Source organism: Pacificimonas pallii (genome assembly GCF_019204005.1).
Taxonomy (GTDB): Bacteria; Pseudomonadota; Alphaproteobacteria; order Sphingomonadales; family Sphingomonadaceae; genus Pacificimonas; species Pacificimonas pallii.
Window position 1 is genome coordinate 1,049,362 of record NZ_JAGSPA010000001.1, and the last position, 19,311, is coordinate 1,068,672.

Consider the following 19,311-nt stretch of genomic DNA (forward strand, 5'->3'; position numbering starts at 1 on the left):
CGAATGTCAGAAATTGGCCTTCCGTGGCGGCGAAGCGGGCGTTAATTTTCCTCGTAGATGCGCACGTTTGGCGACCTCATGCCGCGGGTCGCTCTTCGAATGACGCCGACAGCCGTTTTCCGCAGGCGCCGCACGGTTTCAGCTTTCGCTTCAGTACGGAGAGGCGGCGGTACGGAAAATCGCCTCCGGTATAGTGGCGAATATCGACGTTGGTCGAGAAACAACCACTCGGGCAATGGAGGCTCATCGAGATTTTGGCAGCATATGCTTCGGCCAATGTCATCCGCCATAGCCGGTCGCGCTGTTTGCGGCGGTACTGATGCTCGTTCACCGCCTTCGCCTGTCCCGGCATCCGGTTGAACAGTCGATAGCCATGATGCAGCAGCTTCTGCGCCCAACGTAGCTCTACCTCCAGGCTTTCGGCGCGGGCGTTGCTGATTCCGAGGACTGTGACACCGGGCAAAGCTCCATCCTGCGCCATGCGGTAGATTTCGGCATGCACCGAGCCATTGGTGCCATTGAGGCCGAGCACGCGCCGCATGTGGCTCTTGAAGCGCTTTGCCAGCTCCGATGTCTCTCCCACATACAGAGGCAGGCCTCGGTATTGACGATGCGGATCGCGGCGCGACGGATCGTAGATCAGGTACACGACATAAGCCGCGGGCCCGGCGAGCAATCCCGCTTCCTCTGCGATCGCGTCGATCAGCTTCTTCAGTTCCCAGCGGTTGGCGAAATTGGCTTTGGACATCGAACTTCTCCTTTGTTCGATGCCGCTCCTTCCCCCCTCCTCTTTCTTTGCCTGTGCCAATTCCAAATTTCATGTGCGCGCGAACCTGGACGTTGCTCCGAAGGGCCCTTCTTCATACTCTGCGGATGAAAGGGGCCAGCGATGCCTGCATCATTCCATCCTGGGTCATTCGACATCGGCGCGTTCGATCTCGACATCACGCTCACAGACGCGGCGCTGGACGAAGCGAACCGGCCCACCCGTCGTATGCTGGCAAACGCTTGCATCGGGATTGATCCATTCGATGCCTATTATGCCTCGCTCGAACTCTTTGAGACGCTGGAAGCGGATCATGAAGAATGCGCTGGTGCCAAAGCGAAGCTGGCACGCATCCTTTTGACGCGCTGCGACGATTTCCAATGGTGCCTGTATTACTCGCTCGCTGCCCGCGGAGTGGTGCAAATGCTCGCGGATCTCGAGTGGCTGCTCCATATCCTTAGCGGAAGGGTAAAAATGTCAGCCGAACTGCTTCGGCATGGCGGAAAAGTAGAAACCGCTCGCCCGCCATACATTGGCGATGAGCCTGATGGCCCAATTGCAGCAGCCAGCCCAGACTTTGAGCTCGGTGCGTCGTGGTTTCTCGATCCTGACTTAGGCGGAAGGTTAAGCGAGTGATTTCGCAAACAGCCGATCCTTCCGCAGGCCGCGGTGCGCTATCACAGGGCATGATAGTGGCGGCCTTGCGCCCCAATGTCGGTCGCTCGAGCCAACTAAACTTCTCCCCAAACCTGCCATTCGTTTGGGTCAACATCCAGAGCCGTCTTGCTGGCGGTCGGAAGGAAACGGCAGACCGTATCCGCCTGAACTGAATTTCAGGCTTTCTGGCAATCACTTCGATTCTGTTGATTCGCCAATTGAAGACTACGAGGGGCGACAACCGGAAACCATTATCTGGTTCCGCCCTTGTTTGGCCAAGGGGATAAGCGACCCCCCTCATATTCTTAGTGAAAATCTGGGTCGGTCAAACAATATCCGCTTCGGCGTTTCTTGCCGCGATAAAGGCCGCGGCCGCGCGGCGAATATCGTCCTCGGTTGTCGCCCAAGAGCATACGCTGAAACGGATGACCGATCGGCCCTTCCACCGCGAACCGCCGCACCAACATTCTCCCGAAGCTTGAATCCTGCCGAGGATGCGATTGGTCATGCCGTCATCGCCGAACTGCACCAACACCTGGTTGAACACCACATCGTTGATGACCGGGATACCGGCTTGGACGAGCAAGTCGGCCATCTGGTTCGCACGCTTGGCAAGTCTTTCGACAAGTGCAGCCACACCGTCGCGCCCAAGCGAGCGTAGGATGGCCCAGATCTCGATGGCGCGGGCGCGACGCGACATTTCCGGCACAAGCGCCATTCCGTCGCGCTGCTGTGTGAGCGGAGCGTAGGAAGCGCCCGTGTGCATTGCTTCGCGATACGCGGCTTCGTGGCGGCACAGGACCAACCCACATTCGTATGGAGCATTGAGGGTTTTGTGCGCATCGCAGGCCCAACTGTCCGCAAACTCCACGCCCCCAGTCAGATTTCTGTATGCCGGAGAGCACGCTGCCCAAAGGCCGAATGCGCCATCGACATGGACCCACGCCCCGGTTTGGAATGTTATCTTACTCATCGCCGCGAAGTTGTCGAAACTTCCGGTGTTGACGTCGCCCGCTTGCAGGATGACCAGACAGCGATTGTCGATCACGGGCAATTGATCGGTGAGTATGCGACCTTGGAAATCGGTTCGGACCTTTTCGAACTGATTCTCCCCGAAACCGAGCAGGCGCAAGGCTCTCCAGATGCAGGAATGGGCGTTCTCGTTGACAATCACGCGCAGCGGCGGGGCTCCTGCGAGCCCTTTATCGTGGGTGTTCCAGCCCAATTGCTTGAGCAGATGATGTCGCGCCGCGGCAAAAGCGCATAAAGTTGCCATCGAGGTGCCGGTCACGAAACCAGCCAGAGTTTCCTCTGGCAGGCCCAGAAGCTTCACAATCCACCTCTCACACAGTTCCTCAAGAGTAGCAGCAAGAGGGGACATGACGTGGAGTGCGGAAGCCTGATCCCAGCCATCGGCAAGAATTCGCGCGGCCAGCCCGATCGGTAGTACACCGCCCGTGACAAAGCCAAAGTACCGCCCTCCGGTCGTCGGCACCGCCGTCCTGTTGCCGAGGGTGGCAAGCTGGTGGAGGACTTCCGCCGGTTCCTCGCCAGTTCGCGGAAGGTTAGTATCAAGGTCGGCCAGTTGGGCGAGATCGAGGGGCGAGGGATAGGCCGGGCGCGCGGCCAAGGAACGACGGTATTGCGCAAGACTGTCAAAGGCGCTCTTCAATAGCTGGTCAGCTTGTGCTTCCTGAACTGTACCGAAATCGGTCATAGACACTCGTCTTTCTTTCAATCCCATTTGCTGAACCAATCAGCTGAGCGCCACGCATAGCCATCGTCGGTTTCAGCATTTTCCGGTCGCCGCGCATCTAGGGCATGAGGGCGTGCGGAGGCTTCCAGCCATCAATCCCGCGCATTCTTTCTAACCAGCGATGAATGGAGGGATAGGAACGCTCGAGCTCCAGCCCATGCTGTTCTGGCGTGTAGAGAAGATACGCAGACATTGAGAGGTCAGCGATCGTCGGTGCTCTTGTCCCGGCAATATAGTCGTTTACTGAAAGCGTCTTCTCAACGACAGCAAGCGCTGCTTCCAAACGCGTCCTGATGAAATGCACCGCATCGGGTGCCAGCGCGCCGGGCTTCACATAGGTCGCAAAACGATAGGTCGCAATGTTCGCAGTGAATCTGTGGTTATCGAAAAGGATCCACCGCAGAATCTCATACCGTTCGCCATCGTCCTGCCATCCAAAAACCCCTTCTCTTTCTGCCAGAAAGGTCAGGATTGCACCCGATTGCGTCAGCACACACCCGTCCGTCGTCAACACCGGGCACTCTCCGTGAGAGTTGAGTGTTTCCCGGAAATTGAGGCTATGCGTTTCACCGCCGAAATAGTCGATGTGATGTGCCGTCCAGTCGAGGCCCGCGCATTCCAGAAACAGGGCAACCTTGTAGGAGTTGCCTGAGTCAGCAAAGCAATACAGTTGGTATGTGGACATCCGCCCAGCTCCTTTGCAGGATTTCTCGTTCTCTGACTTCATCGGCAATACTCGAGTGCAACATGGTAAATGATCTCAGCCAGTTCATCGACCGATGCGAGATCGACGGATTCCTCAGCACTGTGGCCACCCGTCCCGCCCGGCCCGATAAGCACGCTATGGATGCCGGCAGCGCCAAGCAAACCGCAATCAGTCCATCCATTCATGACCGAACGACCCAACACTCGGCCTGTAACCCGCTCGGCTTGATGCTCCACAACAGCCTGGATCGGCGCGTTTTCGGGGCAGGCATAGGGGTTTCGCTCGAGTGAGGATATCAGGGTGGCATCGAACTGCTGATCGCTTTCGGACAATCTCTGGATGATCGCCTCAAGCTCCGCCCTCACAGTTTCCCCGGTCTCCCCGGGGACCGTCCTGCGTTCGAGCGAGAGCTTGCAATGGGCTGGGTAGGTGGACAGTTCATTTCCACCCTCGATCAGCGAGGCGTGAACAGAACCATTTCCCAGTCTTGGATGGGAGGGGCGGTCGGCGAGATCCTGAGCATAATCTTCGAGCGCCGAGAGAAACTTGCCCGCTTTCACGATCGCGTCCACCCCTTTGTCCGGCCGGGAACCATGCGCGGCCCGGCCTCGGAATTCCACGTCGAACCAGATGAATCCTTTGTGAGCGGTGACGAGTTCATATCCGACTGGCTCGCAGACGATTGCGGCGTCCGCGCGCACGCCTGCATCAAGTATCGCCTGGGTTCCGATGCTCGCGTGTTCCTCGTCCGCGACGCAGGCAAGGATGACATCGCCTCGCAAATCAGCGCCCCGCAGACGCTCGAATGCCATCATCATCGCAGCGACACCGCTTTTCATGTCGGAACTGCCACGCCCGTAGAGCCGACCGCCGCGTGTTTCAGGGATAAAGGGGTCGCCTTGGTAGCCTTCCACTCCGACAACATCGATGTGCCCGTTCAACATAAGGGTCGGTCCTCCTGCGGAGCCCTTCAGATGGGAGACGATGCTGGGCCTGCCCGGAACAGGTTCGATCCATTGGTGGGCCAGACCTCGTTCATCCAACCATCGCTCGATGAACCGAGCAACCTGTGTTTCGCCGGCAGCGCCAGGGACAAGGGCCGGATTTACGGAATCGATGGCGACAAGTTCGCGCAGCAAGCTTTCGGATTTCATCACCAACCTCCAGTTTCGTTTGCAAAAAGGGTTTTCCATGTCTCATCCGCGTGTGCGCTATAGGTTTTGAAGGGCACATCGCGGTCATCGGGGATGGGTTTGACCGCCGCGGAAGGTCTGCTTGCGATCCCCTCGCTCCACCGCGTCACATGCGGGAACTTGGACAGATCAATGCCATGCCCGCGTGCGACCCGAACCCACGGAAAAACCGCTAGATCAGCAATGGACAACGCATTGGTGAGGAATTCCCGATCGCTGAGGTGGCGGTCCAGATCCGCGTAAAGATTGCGGGAAATCTTCGCGAAGCGGTCCGCTGCATAGCTGTCGGAATGGCCTGCCGCAGGGGCATAGCTGTGGAAATGCGTAGCCTGGCCCACAGCGGGTCCGAAGGTCGACGTTTGCCAGAAAAGCCAGCTGAGCGTGCGCGCGCGGGCTGCCGCGTCTGCGGGCAGGAGCCTTCCCGAAAGCTCAGCCAGATAAACGAGTATCGCGCCGCTTTCGAAAAGCGTTGTCGTCTCGCCGTCCATATGATGCACCAGCGCGGGCATCTTCGCACTTGGTGACAGCGCACGATACGTTTCCGAGAATTGTTCACCGCGGTCGAGGCGGACCCACCTTGTCGTGTAAACGAGGCCCATTTCTTCGAGGGCCAGCAAGATTTTGCGCCCATTTGGGGTCGCATCATAATAGAGCTCGATCATTGTTCGCCTTCCCCAAAGGCGCCAAGCCGATCAGCCTTGTTGATGATATCCGCTGTGAGACCGCGCAATTTGAGCACCGCATCCCGATCGGCTATCACCGCAGCGCGCCGCCGGATTTCACCGACTGCATCAAAACTTGCGAACCTTGCAGCCGGGGCGGCCTGTCGTACTGCTCCTGCAATCGGGTGGTCGAATTCGAAGACGCTGCTGCGCGCGGCGATGTGAGGGTGCGATCTCATCTGATTGCGTGTCAGGACCGGAGCGCACGGCACGTCGGCGCGCGAAAGCCGTTCCAGTAGTTCGGAGCCCTGCCAGTCGCGTACCAGCTCCTGAGTCAGCGCGAGGCGATCGGACACGTTGCGCTCTCGCGCAGAAGCGTCGACGAATCTTGGATCCTCGATGAGATCGTCTCGGCCAAGGACCCCGCACAGGGACGCCCATTGCGCGTCGGTCATGACCGAAATCGTGACATGGCCACCGCGCACCTCGTAGATAAGGTCGATGAAGCTGGCAGCCGCATCTTCTTCGACAGGTTGATCCACGAAAGTGTGCGCGTTCATATCGGATGCCCAGAGAAACTGGAGCACCGCATCCAGCATGGAGATGCTGACGTGATTACCGCGACCGGTGCGCTCTCTTTCAACAAGCGCGGCGGTAATCGCTTGCGCAGTCGTGAGGGCCGATAGTTTATCCGCCAGGATCGTTCGGATCAGACGGGGGCGCGCATCATCCGCGCCGCCTTGAATGCTGGCGAGGCCGGAAAACGCCTGAATCAGGGGGTCGTAGGTTGGCGTTGCTGCAAGTGGCCCATCGTCACCGAAACCATTGATCGAAATCGAGACGAGATCTGGCCGCTCTGATCGCAGCTTAGGAAAGTCGATGCCGAGCCTTGCGGCAACTCCCGGCCGGAAGTTTTCTACCACCACGTCTGCGGCTGCCAGCAGCTCTTTAAGAAGCATCTGGCCGCCTTCTGATTTCAGGTCGACGCGGACGCTCTGCTTGTTCCGATTATTGTTGAGGTACGTCGACGATATGTGGTTCTGCCGATGACCAAGCGAACGCGTGTAATCGCCGTTTAGAGGTTCGATCTTGAGAACATCTGCCCCTTGATCGGCAAGGATCATCGTAGCGAACGGTCCGGACAACATCGTCGTGAAGTCAAGGATTCGAACGCCGGCGAGGGGGCCATCCGAAGCAAAAGCGGTCATGATTCATTTCCCTTAGATACGGCCTGTGCGCTCTCCTCATCCCGTTCGGTGAGGATAATCAGCGAGATTCGTTCTGCTGCGTCATCAAGAGGCTGCTTGAGGTGGGCCGCCATTCCGGCAGCGCCCGAGGGAGATGTTCGTAGCCCTAGAGTTTTGAGCCTGCTGCGGGCGCCTAGCGCCTCCTCGTCCGACACCTGCACGTAGCTCACGTCGAGCTCTCTCAGCCGCTCGACCGCAACCGCCGAAGGCACCTTGCAGTCGAGCCGCTGCATGATCGACGCCTCCGCTTGATCGGGTTTTCGAACGCGGTCGCCAGCGGCGTGTGCCAGGCAGGCCGCTTTGTCCGGTTCGACGATGTAAATGCGCGGCTGGTGCGACCACCTTACCCGGATTTGCTGAGTAAGAGCGGCAGCAAAGGTGCCGACGCCGGCTTGCAGAAAGATCTCGTTTGGCCAGCGTGAGGACGCCTGAAACTCGCGCTCCATTTCATCCGCCATGCGCGAATAGCCTTCCATCACCAAATGGACCGTATGATCGTCAGTCTTCTCGCTTGTATCGGGCAGATAGGTGTGCCCCTCGGTCCGTGCGAACGAACGTGCCTGTTCCACAGCATCGTCATAATCACCATCCAAGACCCGTACCTCGGCCCCTAGCTGCCGCAGCCTATGAACAAAGTTTTGCGGTGTGGTTCGCGGGAGAAAGACAAGCGCGGTCGCATCGAGTAGCGACGCTGCGGCCGCCACCCCGATCCCATGGTTTCCGGCGCTGGCCGTCACCAAGCTAAGAGACGTACAGTTTGGGATTCCCTCTGAAATTTCAGCGCTGCCAGCGGCATTCCCGGCTGGGCCGTTCCGCCGCGCTTCAAGCAGATGTGCAGCAGCGTAATATCCGCCAAGTGCCTTGAACGAGCCCAAGCCAAAGCGTTCGGCCTCATTCTTTACGATGAGGTGGCCGTGCCGGAAGTTAAAGTAATGCGTCAGGGCCGCAGGGGGAGACAGGTCGATCCCCAAGCGTTCCAAAACATTATCATCTCTGACGAAGGTTCGCACGTCATGCCTCCAGCTTTCTTCGGAGGTCTTTCTAAAGATCGGGCGTGACTAAGAAATATCACTGTTGATGAAATTTCGATTATTTTCTATCGTATGGAGACTGATAGTGATAAATTGAGGTTGTAAAAGTGGATATAGACGAATCAGACCGTCATCTCTTGGAGGTTTTGCAAGAGGATGCGAACGCGACCATAAATGATCTGGCGTTCGCTTCTCACCTTTCACCGGCTTCCGTGCAGCGCAGGCTGAAGAGGTTGCGCGACAAGGGCGTCATTCAAAGGCAGGTCGCGATCGTCGACCAAAACGTACTCGACCAGAAAATGTCGTTCGTAATCCTAGTCGAACTCGAAAGAGAGCGCACCGACCAGCTCGACACATTCAAACGTGCGGCACAAAGGGAACCGCAAGTCCAGCAATGCTACTATGTGACGGGTGAAGCGGATTTCGTCCTTCTATGCGTAGCGCGCGACATGGATGATTTCGAGCAGCTAACGCGCCGCCTGTTCTTCGATAATGAAAATGTACGGCGGTTTCGGACCTCGGTCGTGATGGACCGAACGAAAGTGGGGCTGGCCGTGCCGGTCTGGCCGGATGATACTGAGAGATAAGGTCAGGCCAGTTGCTCGAAGAAGCCAGCGAAGGACGCGCATGGGGAGGCAATATGGATTTCTATGATCCAGTTCGCAGGCGCCCCCTGGAATTCGACATCGGCTAGAACGCGCTCGTTCTCAGGACTGATGTAGAATTCTGCTTTTGAGCCTCCATCACGAAGGTGGGAAAAGGGACCGACAATATGGCCCGCAATCTTACCGATGAAATCCCACCCCCTATTATGCGCCTGTGCGGCGGCAAAACGATAGAGTTCGGCGCCGCTGATGTTTGGCGAGGACGCCATCCTAGCTCCCACAGCGCCGTGCAATTCTTCCAGGTCTGATACGAGCCGGTGTTTCGCCGGATCACTTCCGACGACAAAGGACCGCCCGACATCCGCCTCGAGATCGCCGAATACCGGCCCAAGATCGAGAAACACGATTTCGTCCTCGGTCAGACGCCTGTCTGCTCTTCGCTCATGGAAAGTGGCGAGGGTGTTGGGCCCAGACCGCACAATGTCTTTGTGCCAACGCCGTGTTACGCCGAACTGCTCTTGTGCCAGAGACACGACGTCGGCGGCTATTTCACGCTCCCATCGGCCCGGAGCAATGAGCTTGCTCTCCTCAACCATCTTCAGGAGGTCCAGCGCGCGGACTTGGGCCGTACGAAGGGTGCGCGAGTTATGCGGAGGCTTTGCGTTCATAGAGTGATGCTAGACAGCAGAACAAGTAGATAATACGGGCCGGCGGAGCCATTTCTGACATAATCTGATCATCTTTAGAAAAAAATTGATGGTATTTCATCAGAAGACCAACCATCTCGCTATCGCGCTTTTCCGGGCTTCGTAACTTGTTTTCGTTCTTGGACATCATCCCTTGTATAAGGATCTGATGGACGAACGACTGGCGGTAAAATGCGTTTGCGGCGTGTTGCGGCACCTTGGACCGTCGTATCGATTTCGCGTCAGCGGCGTATATGTTGGTCGACAGTGATCAAACGTGTACGACCATGCCCCAAGGTGCCAAGCAGTTCGATGAGCAACCATACATTTTGAAAAAACTAGGTTACTTCGGCTTCTCCTGGTTCAGTGTTACAAACTTGGCGTCGACATTGGAGTCGCGTCCAAATTGGCCAAAGCGGTCGAGGATTGAATAACTGGGTGGTACGTCTGCTTTCGCCGCTGGTCCGCCCGAATCCGGACAGTCGGCAATCGGCCCAAAGGCCGCCAGATTTGCCGCCGGTCTCGTTCTTTGGGAACTTGGCTTGAGCAAGGTGGCGCACGAAAACCAGCAGCCATTTCCCAAGATAGAACCTGGGAAATGGCCACTCATGGAATGAGATCAACTCAGCTGTTCAGCACCCAAGTTCGTCTTGTCGCTGCTGAATGTAGTCAGCTGCGTTTTTGTGTTCGCCTGCTTCGATTTCCTCGATGATAGAGTCGCCTAGCGCTCGATTTGATAAATCGCCTCTCGTGACTACAAACAGGGCGGAATTTGCCGCAGAACTTTCATCATGCTCGCGCTTGCTCTCGAGTTCATAGTCTAGCGCGACGGCAAGTTGCGGGCACGACAGACTGTTGATCCGCGACACTTTGGAATCAGACATAGTGGTGCAACCGGCTATGACGACGGTCGCTAAGGTGATGATCAGTTTACGCATTGTTATTCTCCGTCATTAAAAGGGGAGAGGCATCCCAACTCAATCAGCCGGACCTCTCCCAGTGGGGGTCAGAAAGCCGCTGACAGGCTGATCGTGACGCGGTCATCGTCCTTGAAAGGGCCGCGCAATTGGCGCTGATATCCGGCTTCCAAGCGCAGATTGGTCCCTGCAGTGTTCACCCCTAACGCGATCCCTCCGCCCACGCTCGTGGAGTTGAAGTTGGGATTGGCAACGGTGAGCGATGCACGATTGGCGACATTGTCGATCAGCTGCGATGTCACAGTGACCGTGTCTCCCGACAGAAGTCTGCGATCCTGTGCCTGAAGAAACGGCTGCACGTTCAGATCGCTGTCAGGTTTGGCGAGCTCCCAACCGATCTTGATATCCGCAAAAGTGGAGAGCGAACTCTCTCGCTGCCTATCGTAAGCAAGCTCAAGACCCTCAGCCGCTGTCTCATCGAAGGCATCAATGCGCACACGCCGATATTCAGCACGCGCAGAAAGATCGATGTTCAAGCGATCAAAGCTTGTTCGAGCGCTGAGGCCCAGCGCACCGGTTAGAAGCTGGGCCTTCGTTTCTCCAGTCGCGGAAAGATTGAGCGCGCCGGTTTGCCGAGCGAAGCCGCCTACTGTGGGTCGAGAATAGCTTCCTTGCGCAAAGAGCTCCAAAGGCCCGATCGCATATCCCGCTGTTACGCCGACGCCCCACTCTCTCGTATCAAATGTGCCAGCATTCACTGTGTGAACCTCTTGGCGAAGATAGGAGCCAGTGATCCCGCCGAACAGGCCTCTGCGACCGTCATAGCGAACACCGCCCACACCGCCGCGCTGGCGCAGCTCAATGCCCGAGCGCGCTGTGAGGTTATCATAAATCGGCGCACCAAAGATCGAAATGGTTTTGTCACCGCGTCCCGCGAGGCGGAATGCGGTATCGCCTTCGCGTGATATGGCTTCAGAACCCGCGAATAGCGCAATCGGTATCTGAGCCGCATCGGCGTTTGCCCCGCCAGCGGCCGCGTTGAGCGTTGCCGCATACCAGCCGGCTAAAAGCCTGTGCGCGCCAGCCGAGTAGTGATTTGAATCGAAAAAGACATGCGTGTCTTGGCCATTTGGGCCGGGCGCGCAAGCCTCATCCGTCACCGGATCGAGGCAAGCATCGGAACCGTTGGAAAATCCATAATCAGCAAACCTCGCCACCAGATGCCGCGAAAAGGCATTGTGATCGACCAGGATCACATTGGTTTCATCGGGCAGGCTTTCTTTCAATGTCGACAGCTGGTTCAGCATCTGACTATTGATGGCTGATACGGTCGCCGGAAAGATCTCGCGGAATGGATCGAAGGCATTGTCCTGGAACGCTGGTAGCAGCTCAGTAGCCTGAACGTTTGAGATAACGATCGTGCGAGCGCCCAGATCCGCTAGAGCTCCGACGTTGCCTACGGCAGCGGACACCACAGCCTGCGTCACCTGTTCTGGTGTTTCGCCATTAAAAAGTCGCTCCAGATCGTTCGGACCTGCATGGATGAAGAAGCGATCTTCGGCGGAAACCGAGATCGCCCCCGTGTCCACGAGCTGCCCAAACGATCCTATCTGTGCCGCCACGCCCGTTGGGATAGGTAAGCTGTCATCTCCGATGGCAGTCATATGCGCGCCTGACACAGCGAAATTGAGCGGCCCCGACGCGGTATCGGCGCCCAATGCGGCAACAACGCCCGGCGTTAGGATTTCAGACCAAACCGGGCCATTGGAATCTCGGCACAAACGGCCTTCGCAAAAGTAAGGAAAGCTGTCATCGATATCGTCGTCCTCGACACCGAACAGGATGTAAAAGTTGCCCTGCTCAAGATCAGAGTCGCCGAAAAAATAATCTTCCGCTTGTGCAGGGCTGGCCAAACTGGAAGTGAACAAAAGCCCGGCGGCAATGCCAGCAAGGCGATGAGAGAACGTGAACACGCTGTGGTTTCCTTTGCTTAATTGAGGAAACCGATTCGTCGCGACTTTCGCGTGTTTCGTCGTCCGAGCCGTGCGGGGCGTACCTTTCAGGCGGCTACTAGCGCACCTTTCTCCTTACGATAAGCACTTGGCGTTAAACCCTTTTCCTTGCGAAAAGTGGAGTTAAAGGTCGACTTTGAGTTGAACCCACTCAGCTCACTGATTGCGAGGACATTGTCGTTGGTTTCGAGCAAAAGCCGTGCCGCCTCTTCGACACGCCAGCTGTTCACGTAGCGATAGAAATTTCTCTCGCACACGGTGTTGAGGGCTTGTGTGACATAATAGGGTTTGCTGCCAACCATCCGGGACAGTGTTTTGAGATCGAGAAATGGATCGAGCCACCGTTTTTCGCTGCTCATCAGCGCGTCGAGCTGGAAAGCGAGCATTCTGCAGTCCTGTTCGGAGAAAGACGAGCGATCATAGCTGGCTTGTCCGCTTTCTGTCTCGGCGTCATCGCTCGCCAGATCTACGCTGCTTTCGAAGACAGGCCTTGGCGTGCTTTGCTTCAATCCGAACACGACTAACCCAGTTACGACACCTAGCGAGAAGAAGTCTTCGGCGATGGGGCCGAGAAGCGGTTCTGGAAGAATGAAAGCAGAACCAAGGTCAATCAAGAACAGCAGGATCGATCCTGCAATGAAGATCATCAATCCGTCGATCCAACGCAGTTCGAGCCCTTCTGTGTCGGAGACGGCATCTTGCAGACGCTTTCGGTACGAGCGGACCTGTCTCACGGTCAGGAAGCCGACCCGGGCGAGATGCGCAAACCAAAGCAAGAGGAAAAGAGCGAAGCACAGCAGCGCAACGAGGACTCTGACTCTTATCATGACCTCCTCTGCCGGCTCGGCCCCTAGGGCTAGCTCGGGCGCTGCCAATAAGGGCAAAATCAGAACGCCATACGCTATCGTCATGATCCAATGCTTGCGTTTTATGCGAGGACTATCGGCGGTCTGCGATGTCAGTCTCACCACATAGAGCCATGTGAGAGCGGGGATCGGGACTATCGTCATGAGCGATGCGACCAAAACAGCGCTCGTCTCCGGCACTACATCTGCCGCTTGCGCAACGAGGAAAACGCAGCCCGCACTCAGTAGGAAGATTAACCATGTCAGTGGTCCACGATGCGTGGCGTTTGCATCGTCCCGTTTGTGGAGCCAGATGCCTATCAATCCGATTAGCCCAACGCCGATTGCGAGGGAATTGACGATAAGGTCTAATTGGCTCTCGTTCGACATCTTCCCCGGCCCCCTTTTTCCCATCGCCCTTGTGTATGAGGCAGGGATTAGTCGCAGAAAACTTTCGTTTTCCGGAACAGGTTGGAAAGAAGTCCAAAAAAGCCGGGCTGGCTTAAGGTGTTTCGCCTTTGAAAACCAAGCGTTCTGATTGGTTTAGAGATACTACCCAGGCGTTCGCTTTCAGCTTCGCTGCGCTTAAAGGAAGCAATTGATCATTCGGCCCAAATTGAGCACGTACTCCGGTTCGCCGAAAACCAAGAACCCTTAGTCCAAGTGCTCCACGCCATCCCCGAGTATGTCGACCCAAGGATGGACGTGTCGCGGTTTGATGCCGCTCCTTTGATAGCATTTATTGCAGCGAAGGAGACGAACTATGGGAACGAAACGGACGGACGAATTTCGGGCTGATGCGGTGCGGATTGCGCTGACCAGCGGACTGACACGCAGGCAAGTTGCCTCAGATTTGGGTATTGGCTTATCGACACTGAACAAGTGGGTGACGGCACATCGCGACACCGATGTTGTATCTGACAGGGACCTTGAGCTTGCCCGCGAGAATGAACGGCTTCGACGCGAGAACCGTATTCTCAGGGAGGAGAGGGAGATCCTAAAGAAGCAACGCAGTTCTTCGCGGGGCAAAAGCCATGAGGTTCAGGTTCATCGAAGAGCACCGTGACGTGTTTTGCGCCAAGCGGATGTGTGACGTTCTGGATGTCAGCGCCCGGGGCCTGCGCGCCTATCGCAACCGCCCTGCCAGCCAACGGCAGCGAACCGACATGGTCGTCCTGGCCCACATCAAAGAGCAGTCCCGGCTCAGCCTGGGCAGCTATGGGCGACTGAGGATGACGGAAGAATTGAAAGAGCTTTGTCTTAACGTCGGGCACCGTCGTGTTGGCCGGCTGATGCGTGAAAACGGCATACGGGTTGAGAGGTCGAAGAAATACAAGGTAACGACCGACAGCAACCACGCCTTCAACATCGCACCGAACCTGTTGAACCGGGACTTCACGGCGGACGAGCCCAACCGGAAATGGCCGGGCGACATCAGCTACGTGTGGACCCGCGAAGGATGGTTGTATCTCGCGGTGATCTTGGATTTGCATTCCCGCCGTGTGATTGGTTGGGCGGTCAGCAACCGGATGAAACGCGACCTTGCGATCAGGGCCTTGAAGATGGCCGTTGCACTGCGACAGCCGCCCAAGGGCTGCATCCATCATACGGATCGCGGAAGCCAATACTGTTCACACGATTACCAGAAGCTCCTGCGCCAGCACGGGTTCCGGGTATCGATGAGTGGAAAAGGCAACTGCTATGACAACTCTGCCGTCGAGACCTTCTTCAAAACCATCAAGGCAGAGCTGATCTGGAGGCGGTCGTGGCAGACACGCCGCGATGCTCAGATGGCAATCTTCGAATACATCAATGGCTTCTACAATCCACGACGGCGGCACTCAGCCCTCGGCTGGAAAAGCCCTGTCGCATTCGAGCGTAAAGTGGCCTAAACGAGCACTTGGAGCGGCACAAAAACGGGACAGGTCCATTCGTACGTAGGTCCGCTTTTGCGCCCTATTCTGCTGAAGAAGTCGCTGCCCGATTTTGGCCTGGCTGACACGGTCTGGCCATCGAGCCAGGCTAGCGGTCCAGCGCCCGGCGGCTAGCGATGCAATTGGTATGACAATGACTGCGGGCGGGTTGGTGATTCTGAGATATTGCCGCCGAAACGGCAGTGCGCTAGCGGAACTGCAAGGAGAAAATGTGGCGCAGCGGATCGAGACAGCGGAACTGCTTACCGACTGGCGGGCGGGGGATACGTCCTCCCGCGATGCGCTGATCGCGCGCCTGCTGCCCGAACTTGAACAGATCGCGGCGTCCCGGCTGCGCAGTGAACGGCACTCATCGCTATCGACAAACGACCTCGTGAACGAAGCGGTCCTCCGCATCGTCAAGATCGAACCGCTCATGCAGAACCGCGCACATCTTCTTGCCCTGATATCCAAGCTGATGCGTAACGTCCTTATCGATAACGCGCGCGCAAGAAACGCCAATAAGAGGGATCATGACAAGGTGGAGCTCCAAACAAGGCTGGAGGGCGTGGGAAGCGTCGACCTGCACGAGCTCGACAGTGCGCTGATCAGACTTGGCGTCATCGACGCAGGCCTCGCTGATATCGTTGAGATGCGGTTTTTTGGCGGCATGACCGTTTCGGAGGTCGCCGAAGTCACCGGCCTGTCCGAGCCGACAGTGAAAAGGCGCTGGCAGTCGGCGCGAGCATGGATCGCGGATGCCATGGCCAATCCGCTGCCGCAGTCATAAAGGCATGACCGACGTCGCGGGCGAACGGCGGGTGCTTTCGCTTTTCGAGCAGATGTTGGTCATCACGGACGACGAGCGCGAAACCTGGCTGCGTCAAAGGACCGGAGACGACGCGAAGCTGCGAGACCGCCTTCTCCAGCTGCTTGCCGCCGAACGGACAATCGCCATTCGGACCGGCGCCGCCTTCGATAGGGTTGCGCCCGCCGCGGTTCCGAAGCGGATCGGGGCCTATCGCATTGGCGATGCCATCGGCTCGGGCGGTATGGGCACGGTGTATCTTGCGGAACGGTCCATCGACGACTTCGAACATCGAGTTGCCATCAAACTCATCAAGCCCGGCCTGTTCTCGGACGCGCTGACCGAGCGTTTCCAAAGGGAACGGCAACTGCTTGCCCGCCTCAACCATCCCCATATCGCACGCCTGTACGATGGCGGTATGCTGGACGACGGGACGCCCTATTTCGTCATGGAGTTTGTCGAAGGCAGCAAGCTGGTCGACTGGGTCGATGATCATCGGCCGCATCTCGAGCGCCGACTGGATCTCTTTCAGCAGATCGCCGAAGCTGTGCGATATGCTCATCAGCACCTGATCATCCACCGCGACCTGACGCCCGCGAACGTCCTGGTCACGAACGACGGACAAGCAAAGCTCATCGACTTCGGAATTGCGCGGAGTCCGGCTGGCGATACGGACGGACCGGGCCCGTCGGCAAAACCGGACCGAATTGCCACGCCGGGTTACGGTGCCCCTGAACAGCTTGAGCAGGCGCCCGCCAGCACGCTCGCGGACATTTATTCATTGGGAAAGATCCTGGAATTCCTGGTGGGCCGGGACGGCAATCCCGAACTGGACGCGATCGTGCAGAAGGCTGCAAATATCGACCCTGGCGCGCGGTACGACGGGGTCGCGTCGCTGCTCGCCGACATAAAGCGCTATTTCCGGGCGCAGCCGGTCGAGGCGTTCTCTGGACGTCGTCGCTATGCGTTGAAGAAGTTTGCCAACCGGCAGAAATTCGCTGTGACGGCCGCAATTGTCGGCGCGCTTGCGCTTGTAGCCGGGTTTGCCGCCATGCTGACCGGGTTTCAGGAGGCGCGATTGGCGCAATCCGTCGCTGAAAAGCAGCTCGCCGAAACCCAGAGCATGGCAGATTTTCTGATGTTCGACGTTTATGACGAACTGAGCCGCGTGCCGGGAACGACCGCATCGCGCCTACTGATCGCCGAAAATGCGCAAACATATCTGAATGATATTGCCGCCAGGGATTCCCGGCCCTCCGTGCAGTTGCGCGCGGGCAGGGGGCTTTACAGGCTGGCCCAGGTGACGGGCGGTTTCGCACCGGGAAATGCGGGCGAGCTTCGTCAGGGTCTCGACTATCTTGGTCAGTCGGCTGCCCTTTTCCAGCCCCTGCTGGAAAGTCGTCCCTCCGATGACATGCGGCTGGCCGCGGCCAGGACCGAAATCGCGCTTATGCGGAGCAAGGGCGCCAGCTATGTCGATATTGCCGCCGCCATTCATCACGGCGAGCGCGCACTTGAAATTCTGGGCTCCGTCCAAAAGCCATCGGCCGCGGTCATCGCCGCGGAAGCCGAGGCATATCGCCATCTCGGCGATTTTCTGGCCTGCTGTTCAACGGAACCGGAACGCGGCATTCGCCTTCTGAAGGGCGGATATGCGAAAGTGAAGGCCGCCCCCGCCGCATTCGTCGGCGATCCGCGCGTGCGGCGCGCCAAGAACGACCTTCTGAACCTGAATGCCGGCGTCGCAATCCTGACCGGGGGCTATGAGGACGGAATCCCGCTCTTCCGGCAAGCGCTCGCCGCACAGAGTGCGCTTGTCGACGAAACCGGGCAGCCCGAGGATTTCGATCTGCAAGCCGTAATTGCGAGTAACCTCGCGCGTACCTTGTTGCACATTGGGCGGCCAAAGGAGGCGGAAAAGGTGATCGCGCCCGTTCATCGCCAAGCGCTGCAGGCGGTCCGCGCCGACCCGCTCGACAATCGATTGCAGCGCCATCTGGCGACGATCAGCCTAGCTCACGCCTGGATTGCGGCGGAGCGCGGAGATGTCCCGGCCGCACAAGCCCATTTGGGCGAGGGGCTTGACTATGCGCGCCGTGCCGACGGGCCCGGCGGCATCGAGTCCCTGCCGTCCCTTTCCTATGCTCACCACCTTCAGGAGGCATCGGAAGCGCAGTGGGCGCTCCGTCAGACACAAGCGGCATGCGCAACGATGCGCGAAGCCCTTCAAATGTACCGCGACTATGCTGAAACTCTCTCGCTCCCCATGACCTCGCAACGCTACCGCGTTGCCCGCATGGAACAGCGTCTCGTGAGCTGTCCGGCCTGACTGGCATGTGCATCCTCCTCCTGCCGGATCAAGCCGGCAGGAGGAGGTATGCATCTGTCAGGCTTTGCGGCGAAGCCTCGCACCGCCAACGGCGGCCAGACCCAAGGCCATCAGAACCGCCGCTGCCGGGGCAGGCACCGGATTGGGGTCACCCGGATTGACGATGGATGTGATGCTGAGATTGATGTCGTCAATCGCAAAATCATTGCCTCCGAACGCGGTCTGCGCGTTGCGCAGGCGCAGAACCGCATCGGTTGCCGTTCCGCTGTTGAAGCTGGTCGACAGGCCGTTCCAGATTCCGGTTTGGATAGGCACCGAGAGCGTGTCGAGAACCTGCTCCACGCCGCCATCGAGCGATATGGTGAACGTCAGGACCGGTGGCGCCGCCGCGAATACGTTCATGACAAACGCTTCGAAGAAGTAATCGGTCATGCCGTCGACCGCGATATTGGACGACTGCCAGACGACGTCGTTCAGGTTTGTCGAGCCGTTGACGATCATCATCAGACCATCGCCGGTCGTGTGGTCGCCAGCCTGCACGAAGTTGCTGTTGAACGCCCTGGGGTTGTTACCGACCGTATACTCGGCAGCAGAGAAATTCCCGCCGGCCCGATAGGTATAGTCGGAAACAAATCCCGTATTTCCCGCCTCGAAATCGCCATTTGTGACCAGATTTACGGCGCTGGCAGGTGCCGCCAGCGCCAGTGCGGCCGTCGCCGCAGCCAATCCAAAACCAATTTTCATCTCAAAACCCTTTATCGTACGCGCCTCCGCGCAACTGCAGAGGCTTCACACAATAATAGGCGGATTTTAGCGGCAAAACGGATCATTTCGGTATCGCACTGTTTGAAGCCGATCCCTCCGCCATTCCATTAGCGGCCACCTGATACAGCGGCTTGGCTTCTCCGATGGCGATCTCACCTGCGTTCTTGCGGATGGCAACCGATCCGCTCTTCAGTATCGCGGCGGTTGTGCCCTTCGCCCGGGACTGGTTGAAGTGGCGCAGGAGGTCCAGCGCATTCAGCTCAAGGTCGCTCAACAGAGCGCCGCGAAACTTATGGATCAACAACAGGGATGTGGAATGCGCCTCCGAGCCGTATTGCTGCCGATACGCAGCGATGTATCCGCGATCAGCGGCGAAGAGCGCCTCGAAGGCAGTGCCGGCGTCCGCCAACAAG

18 protein-coding genes are annotated in these 19,311 nt (G+C 57.8%); 5 read left to right on the forward strand and 13 right to left on the reverse strand.

The features are described from left to right. Positions 1-76: 76 nt before the first annotated feature. Positions 77-748: a GIY-YIG nuclease family protein gene (locus KCG44_RS04955; protein WP_218444575.1), complete on the reverse strand. Its 672-nt coding sequence runs from the start codon at positions 746-748 to the stop codon at positions 77-79. Positions 749-889: 141 nt separating this feature from the next. Between KCG44_RS04955 and KCG44_RS04960 the strand changes: the two genes are divergently transcribed. Further along, positions 890-1,402 (forward strand): hypothetical protein, encoded by a 513-nt coding sequence (locus tag KCG44_RS04960; RefSeq protein ID WP_218444576.1) that lies wholly within the window; start codon positions 890-892, stop codon positions 1,400-1,402. Between the two features lie 346 nt (positions 1,403-1,748). Here KCG44_RS04960 and KCG44_RS04965 read toward each other — a convergent pair whose 3' ends face one another. The 6 genes from KCG44_RS04965 to KCG44_RS04990 all read right to left on the reverse strand — a co-directional run bounded on the left by KCG44_RS04965 (position 1,749) and on the right by KCG44_RS04990 (position 7,997). After that, on the reverse strand, positions 1,749-3,140 hold the full coding sequence (locus KCG44_RS04965) for a pyridoxal phosphate-dependent decarboxylase family protein (protein WP_218444577.1): 1,392 nt from the start codon (positions 3,138-3,140) through the stop codon (positions 1,749-1,751). 97 nt (positions 3,141-3,237) lie between these two features. Continuing rightward, the gene (locus tag KCG44_RS04970; RefSeq protein WP_218444579.1) at positions 3,238-3,864 is read right to left on the reverse strand and encodes a glutathione S-transferase family protein; all 627 of its coding nucleotides are present in this window, start codon (positions 3,862-3,864) and stop codon (positions 3,238-3,240) included. Between the two features lie 38 nt (positions 3,865-3,902). Beyond that, positions 3,903-5,039 carry an ArgE/DapE family deacylase gene (locus KCG44_RS04975; protein WP_218444580.1) on the reverse strand — a complete coding sequence of 379 codons (1,137 nt, stop codon included), beginning with the start codon at positions 5,037-5,039 and terminating at the stop codon, positions 3,903-3,905. Continuing rightward, positions 5,039-5,740: a glutathione S-transferase family protein gene (locus KCG44_RS04980; protein ID WP_218444581.1), complete on the reverse strand. Its 702-nt coding sequence runs from the start codon at positions 5,738-5,740 to the stop codon at positions 5,039-5,041. The genes KCG44_RS04975 and KCG44_RS04980 overlap by 1 nt, the downstream gene beginning before the upstream one ends. Next, positions 5,737-6,948, reverse strand: a complete 1,212-nt coding sequence (locus tag KCG44_RS04985) for a CaiB/BaiF CoA transferase family protein (protein ID WP_218444582.1) — start codon at positions 6,946-6,948, stop codon at positions 5,737-5,739. Before KCG44_RS04985 ends, KCG44_RS04980 begins: the two co-directional genes overlap by 4 nt. Further along, positions 6,945-7,997, reverse strand: coding sequence for a pyridoxal-phosphate dependent enzyme (locus tag KCG44_RS04990; RefSeq protein ID WP_218444583.1), 1,053 nt, complete (start codon positions 7,995-7,997; stop codon positions 6,945-6,947). Before KCG44_RS04990 ends, KCG44_RS04985 begins: the two co-directional genes overlap by 4 nt. A gap of 128 nt (positions 7,998-8,125) precedes the next feature. On the opposite strand from KCG44_RS04990, the gene KCG44_RS14515 reads away from it, so the two are divergent. Further along, complete coding sequence (locus KCG44_RS14515; RefSeq protein WP_218444584.1) at positions 8,126-8,605, forward strand: Lrp/AsnC family transcriptional regulator; 480 nt, start codon at positions 8,126-8,128, stop codon at positions 8,603-8,605. A gap of 2 nt (positions 8,606-8,607) precedes the next feature. On the opposite strand, the gene KCG44_RS05000 is transcribed toward KCG44_RS14515, so the two are convergent. From KCG44_RS05000 to KCG44_RS05015, 4 genes are all read right to left on the reverse strand, one after another. After that, positions 8,608-9,291, reverse strand: coding sequence for a M24 family metallopeptidase (locus KCG44_RS05000; protein WP_218444585.1), 684 nt, complete (start codon positions 9,289-9,291; stop codon positions 8,608-8,610). A 650-nt stretch (positions 9,292-9,941) separates the two neighbouring features. After that, positions 9,942-10,247, reverse strand: coding sequence for a hypothetical protein (locus tag KCG44_RS05005; protein WP_218444586.1), 306 nt, complete (start codon positions 10,245-10,247; stop codon positions 9,942-9,944). 68 nt (positions 10,248-10,315) lie between these two features. Further along, positions 10,316-12,199 carry an SGNH/GDSL hydrolase family protein gene (locus KCG44_RS05010; RefSeq protein ID WP_218444587.1) on the reverse strand — a complete coding sequence of 628 codons (1,884 nt, stop codon included), beginning with the start codon at positions 12,197-12,199 and terminating at the stop codon, positions 10,316-10,318. A gap of 86 nt (positions 12,200-12,285) precedes the next feature. Next, positions 12,286-13,473, reverse strand: coding sequence for a helix-turn-helix domain-containing protein (locus KCG44_RS05015; protein WP_218444588.1), 1,188 nt, complete (start codon positions 13,471-13,473; stop codon positions 12,286-12,288). Positions 13,474-13,846: 373 nt separating this feature from the next. On the opposite strand from KCG44_RS05015, the gene KCG44_RS05020 reads away from it, so the two are divergent. The 3 genes from KCG44_RS05020 (at position 13,847) to KCG44_RS05030 (ending at position 18,133) form a co-directional block, all read left to right on the forward strand. Then, positions 13,847-14,975 (forward strand): IS3 family transposase gene (locus KCG44_RS05020; RefSeq protein ID WP_218444589.1). Its coding sequence is split into 2 segments (ribosomal slippage): positions 13,847-14,091 and positions 14,090-14,975, totalling 1,131 coding nucleotides; the frame shifts between segments, so codons are not numbered across the junction. A gap of 253 nt (positions 14,976-15,228) precedes the next feature. Then, positions 15,229-15,786 carry an ECF-type sigma factor gene (locus KCG44_RS05025; RefSeq protein ID WP_369411922.1) on the forward strand — a complete coding sequence of 186 codons (558 nt, stop codon included), beginning with the start codon at positions 15,229-15,231 and terminating at the stop codon, positions 15,784-15,786. 4 nt (positions 15,787-15,790) lie between these two features. After that, positions 15,791-18,133 carry a serine/threonine-protein kinase gene (locus KCG44_RS05030; protein ID WP_218444590.1) on the forward strand — a complete coding sequence of 781 codons (2,343 nt, stop codon included), beginning with the start codon at positions 15,791-15,793 and terminating at the stop codon, positions 18,131-18,133. Between the two features lie 57 nt (positions 18,134-18,190). Here KCG44_RS05030 and KCG44_RS05035 read toward each other — a convergent pair whose 3' ends face one another. Beyond that, entirely contained in the window at positions 18,191-18,877 is a 687-nt protein-coding gene (locus KCG44_RS05035) for a hypothetical protein (protein WP_218444591.1), read from the reverse strand. Between the two features lie 82 nt (positions 18,878-18,959). Then, on the reverse strand, positions 18,960-19,310 hold the full coding sequence (locus KCG44_RS05040; RefSeq protein WP_218444592.1) for a hypothetical protein: 351 nt from the start codon (positions 19,308-19,310) through the stop codon (positions 18,960-18,962). Position 19,311 lies beyond the last annotated feature (1 nt).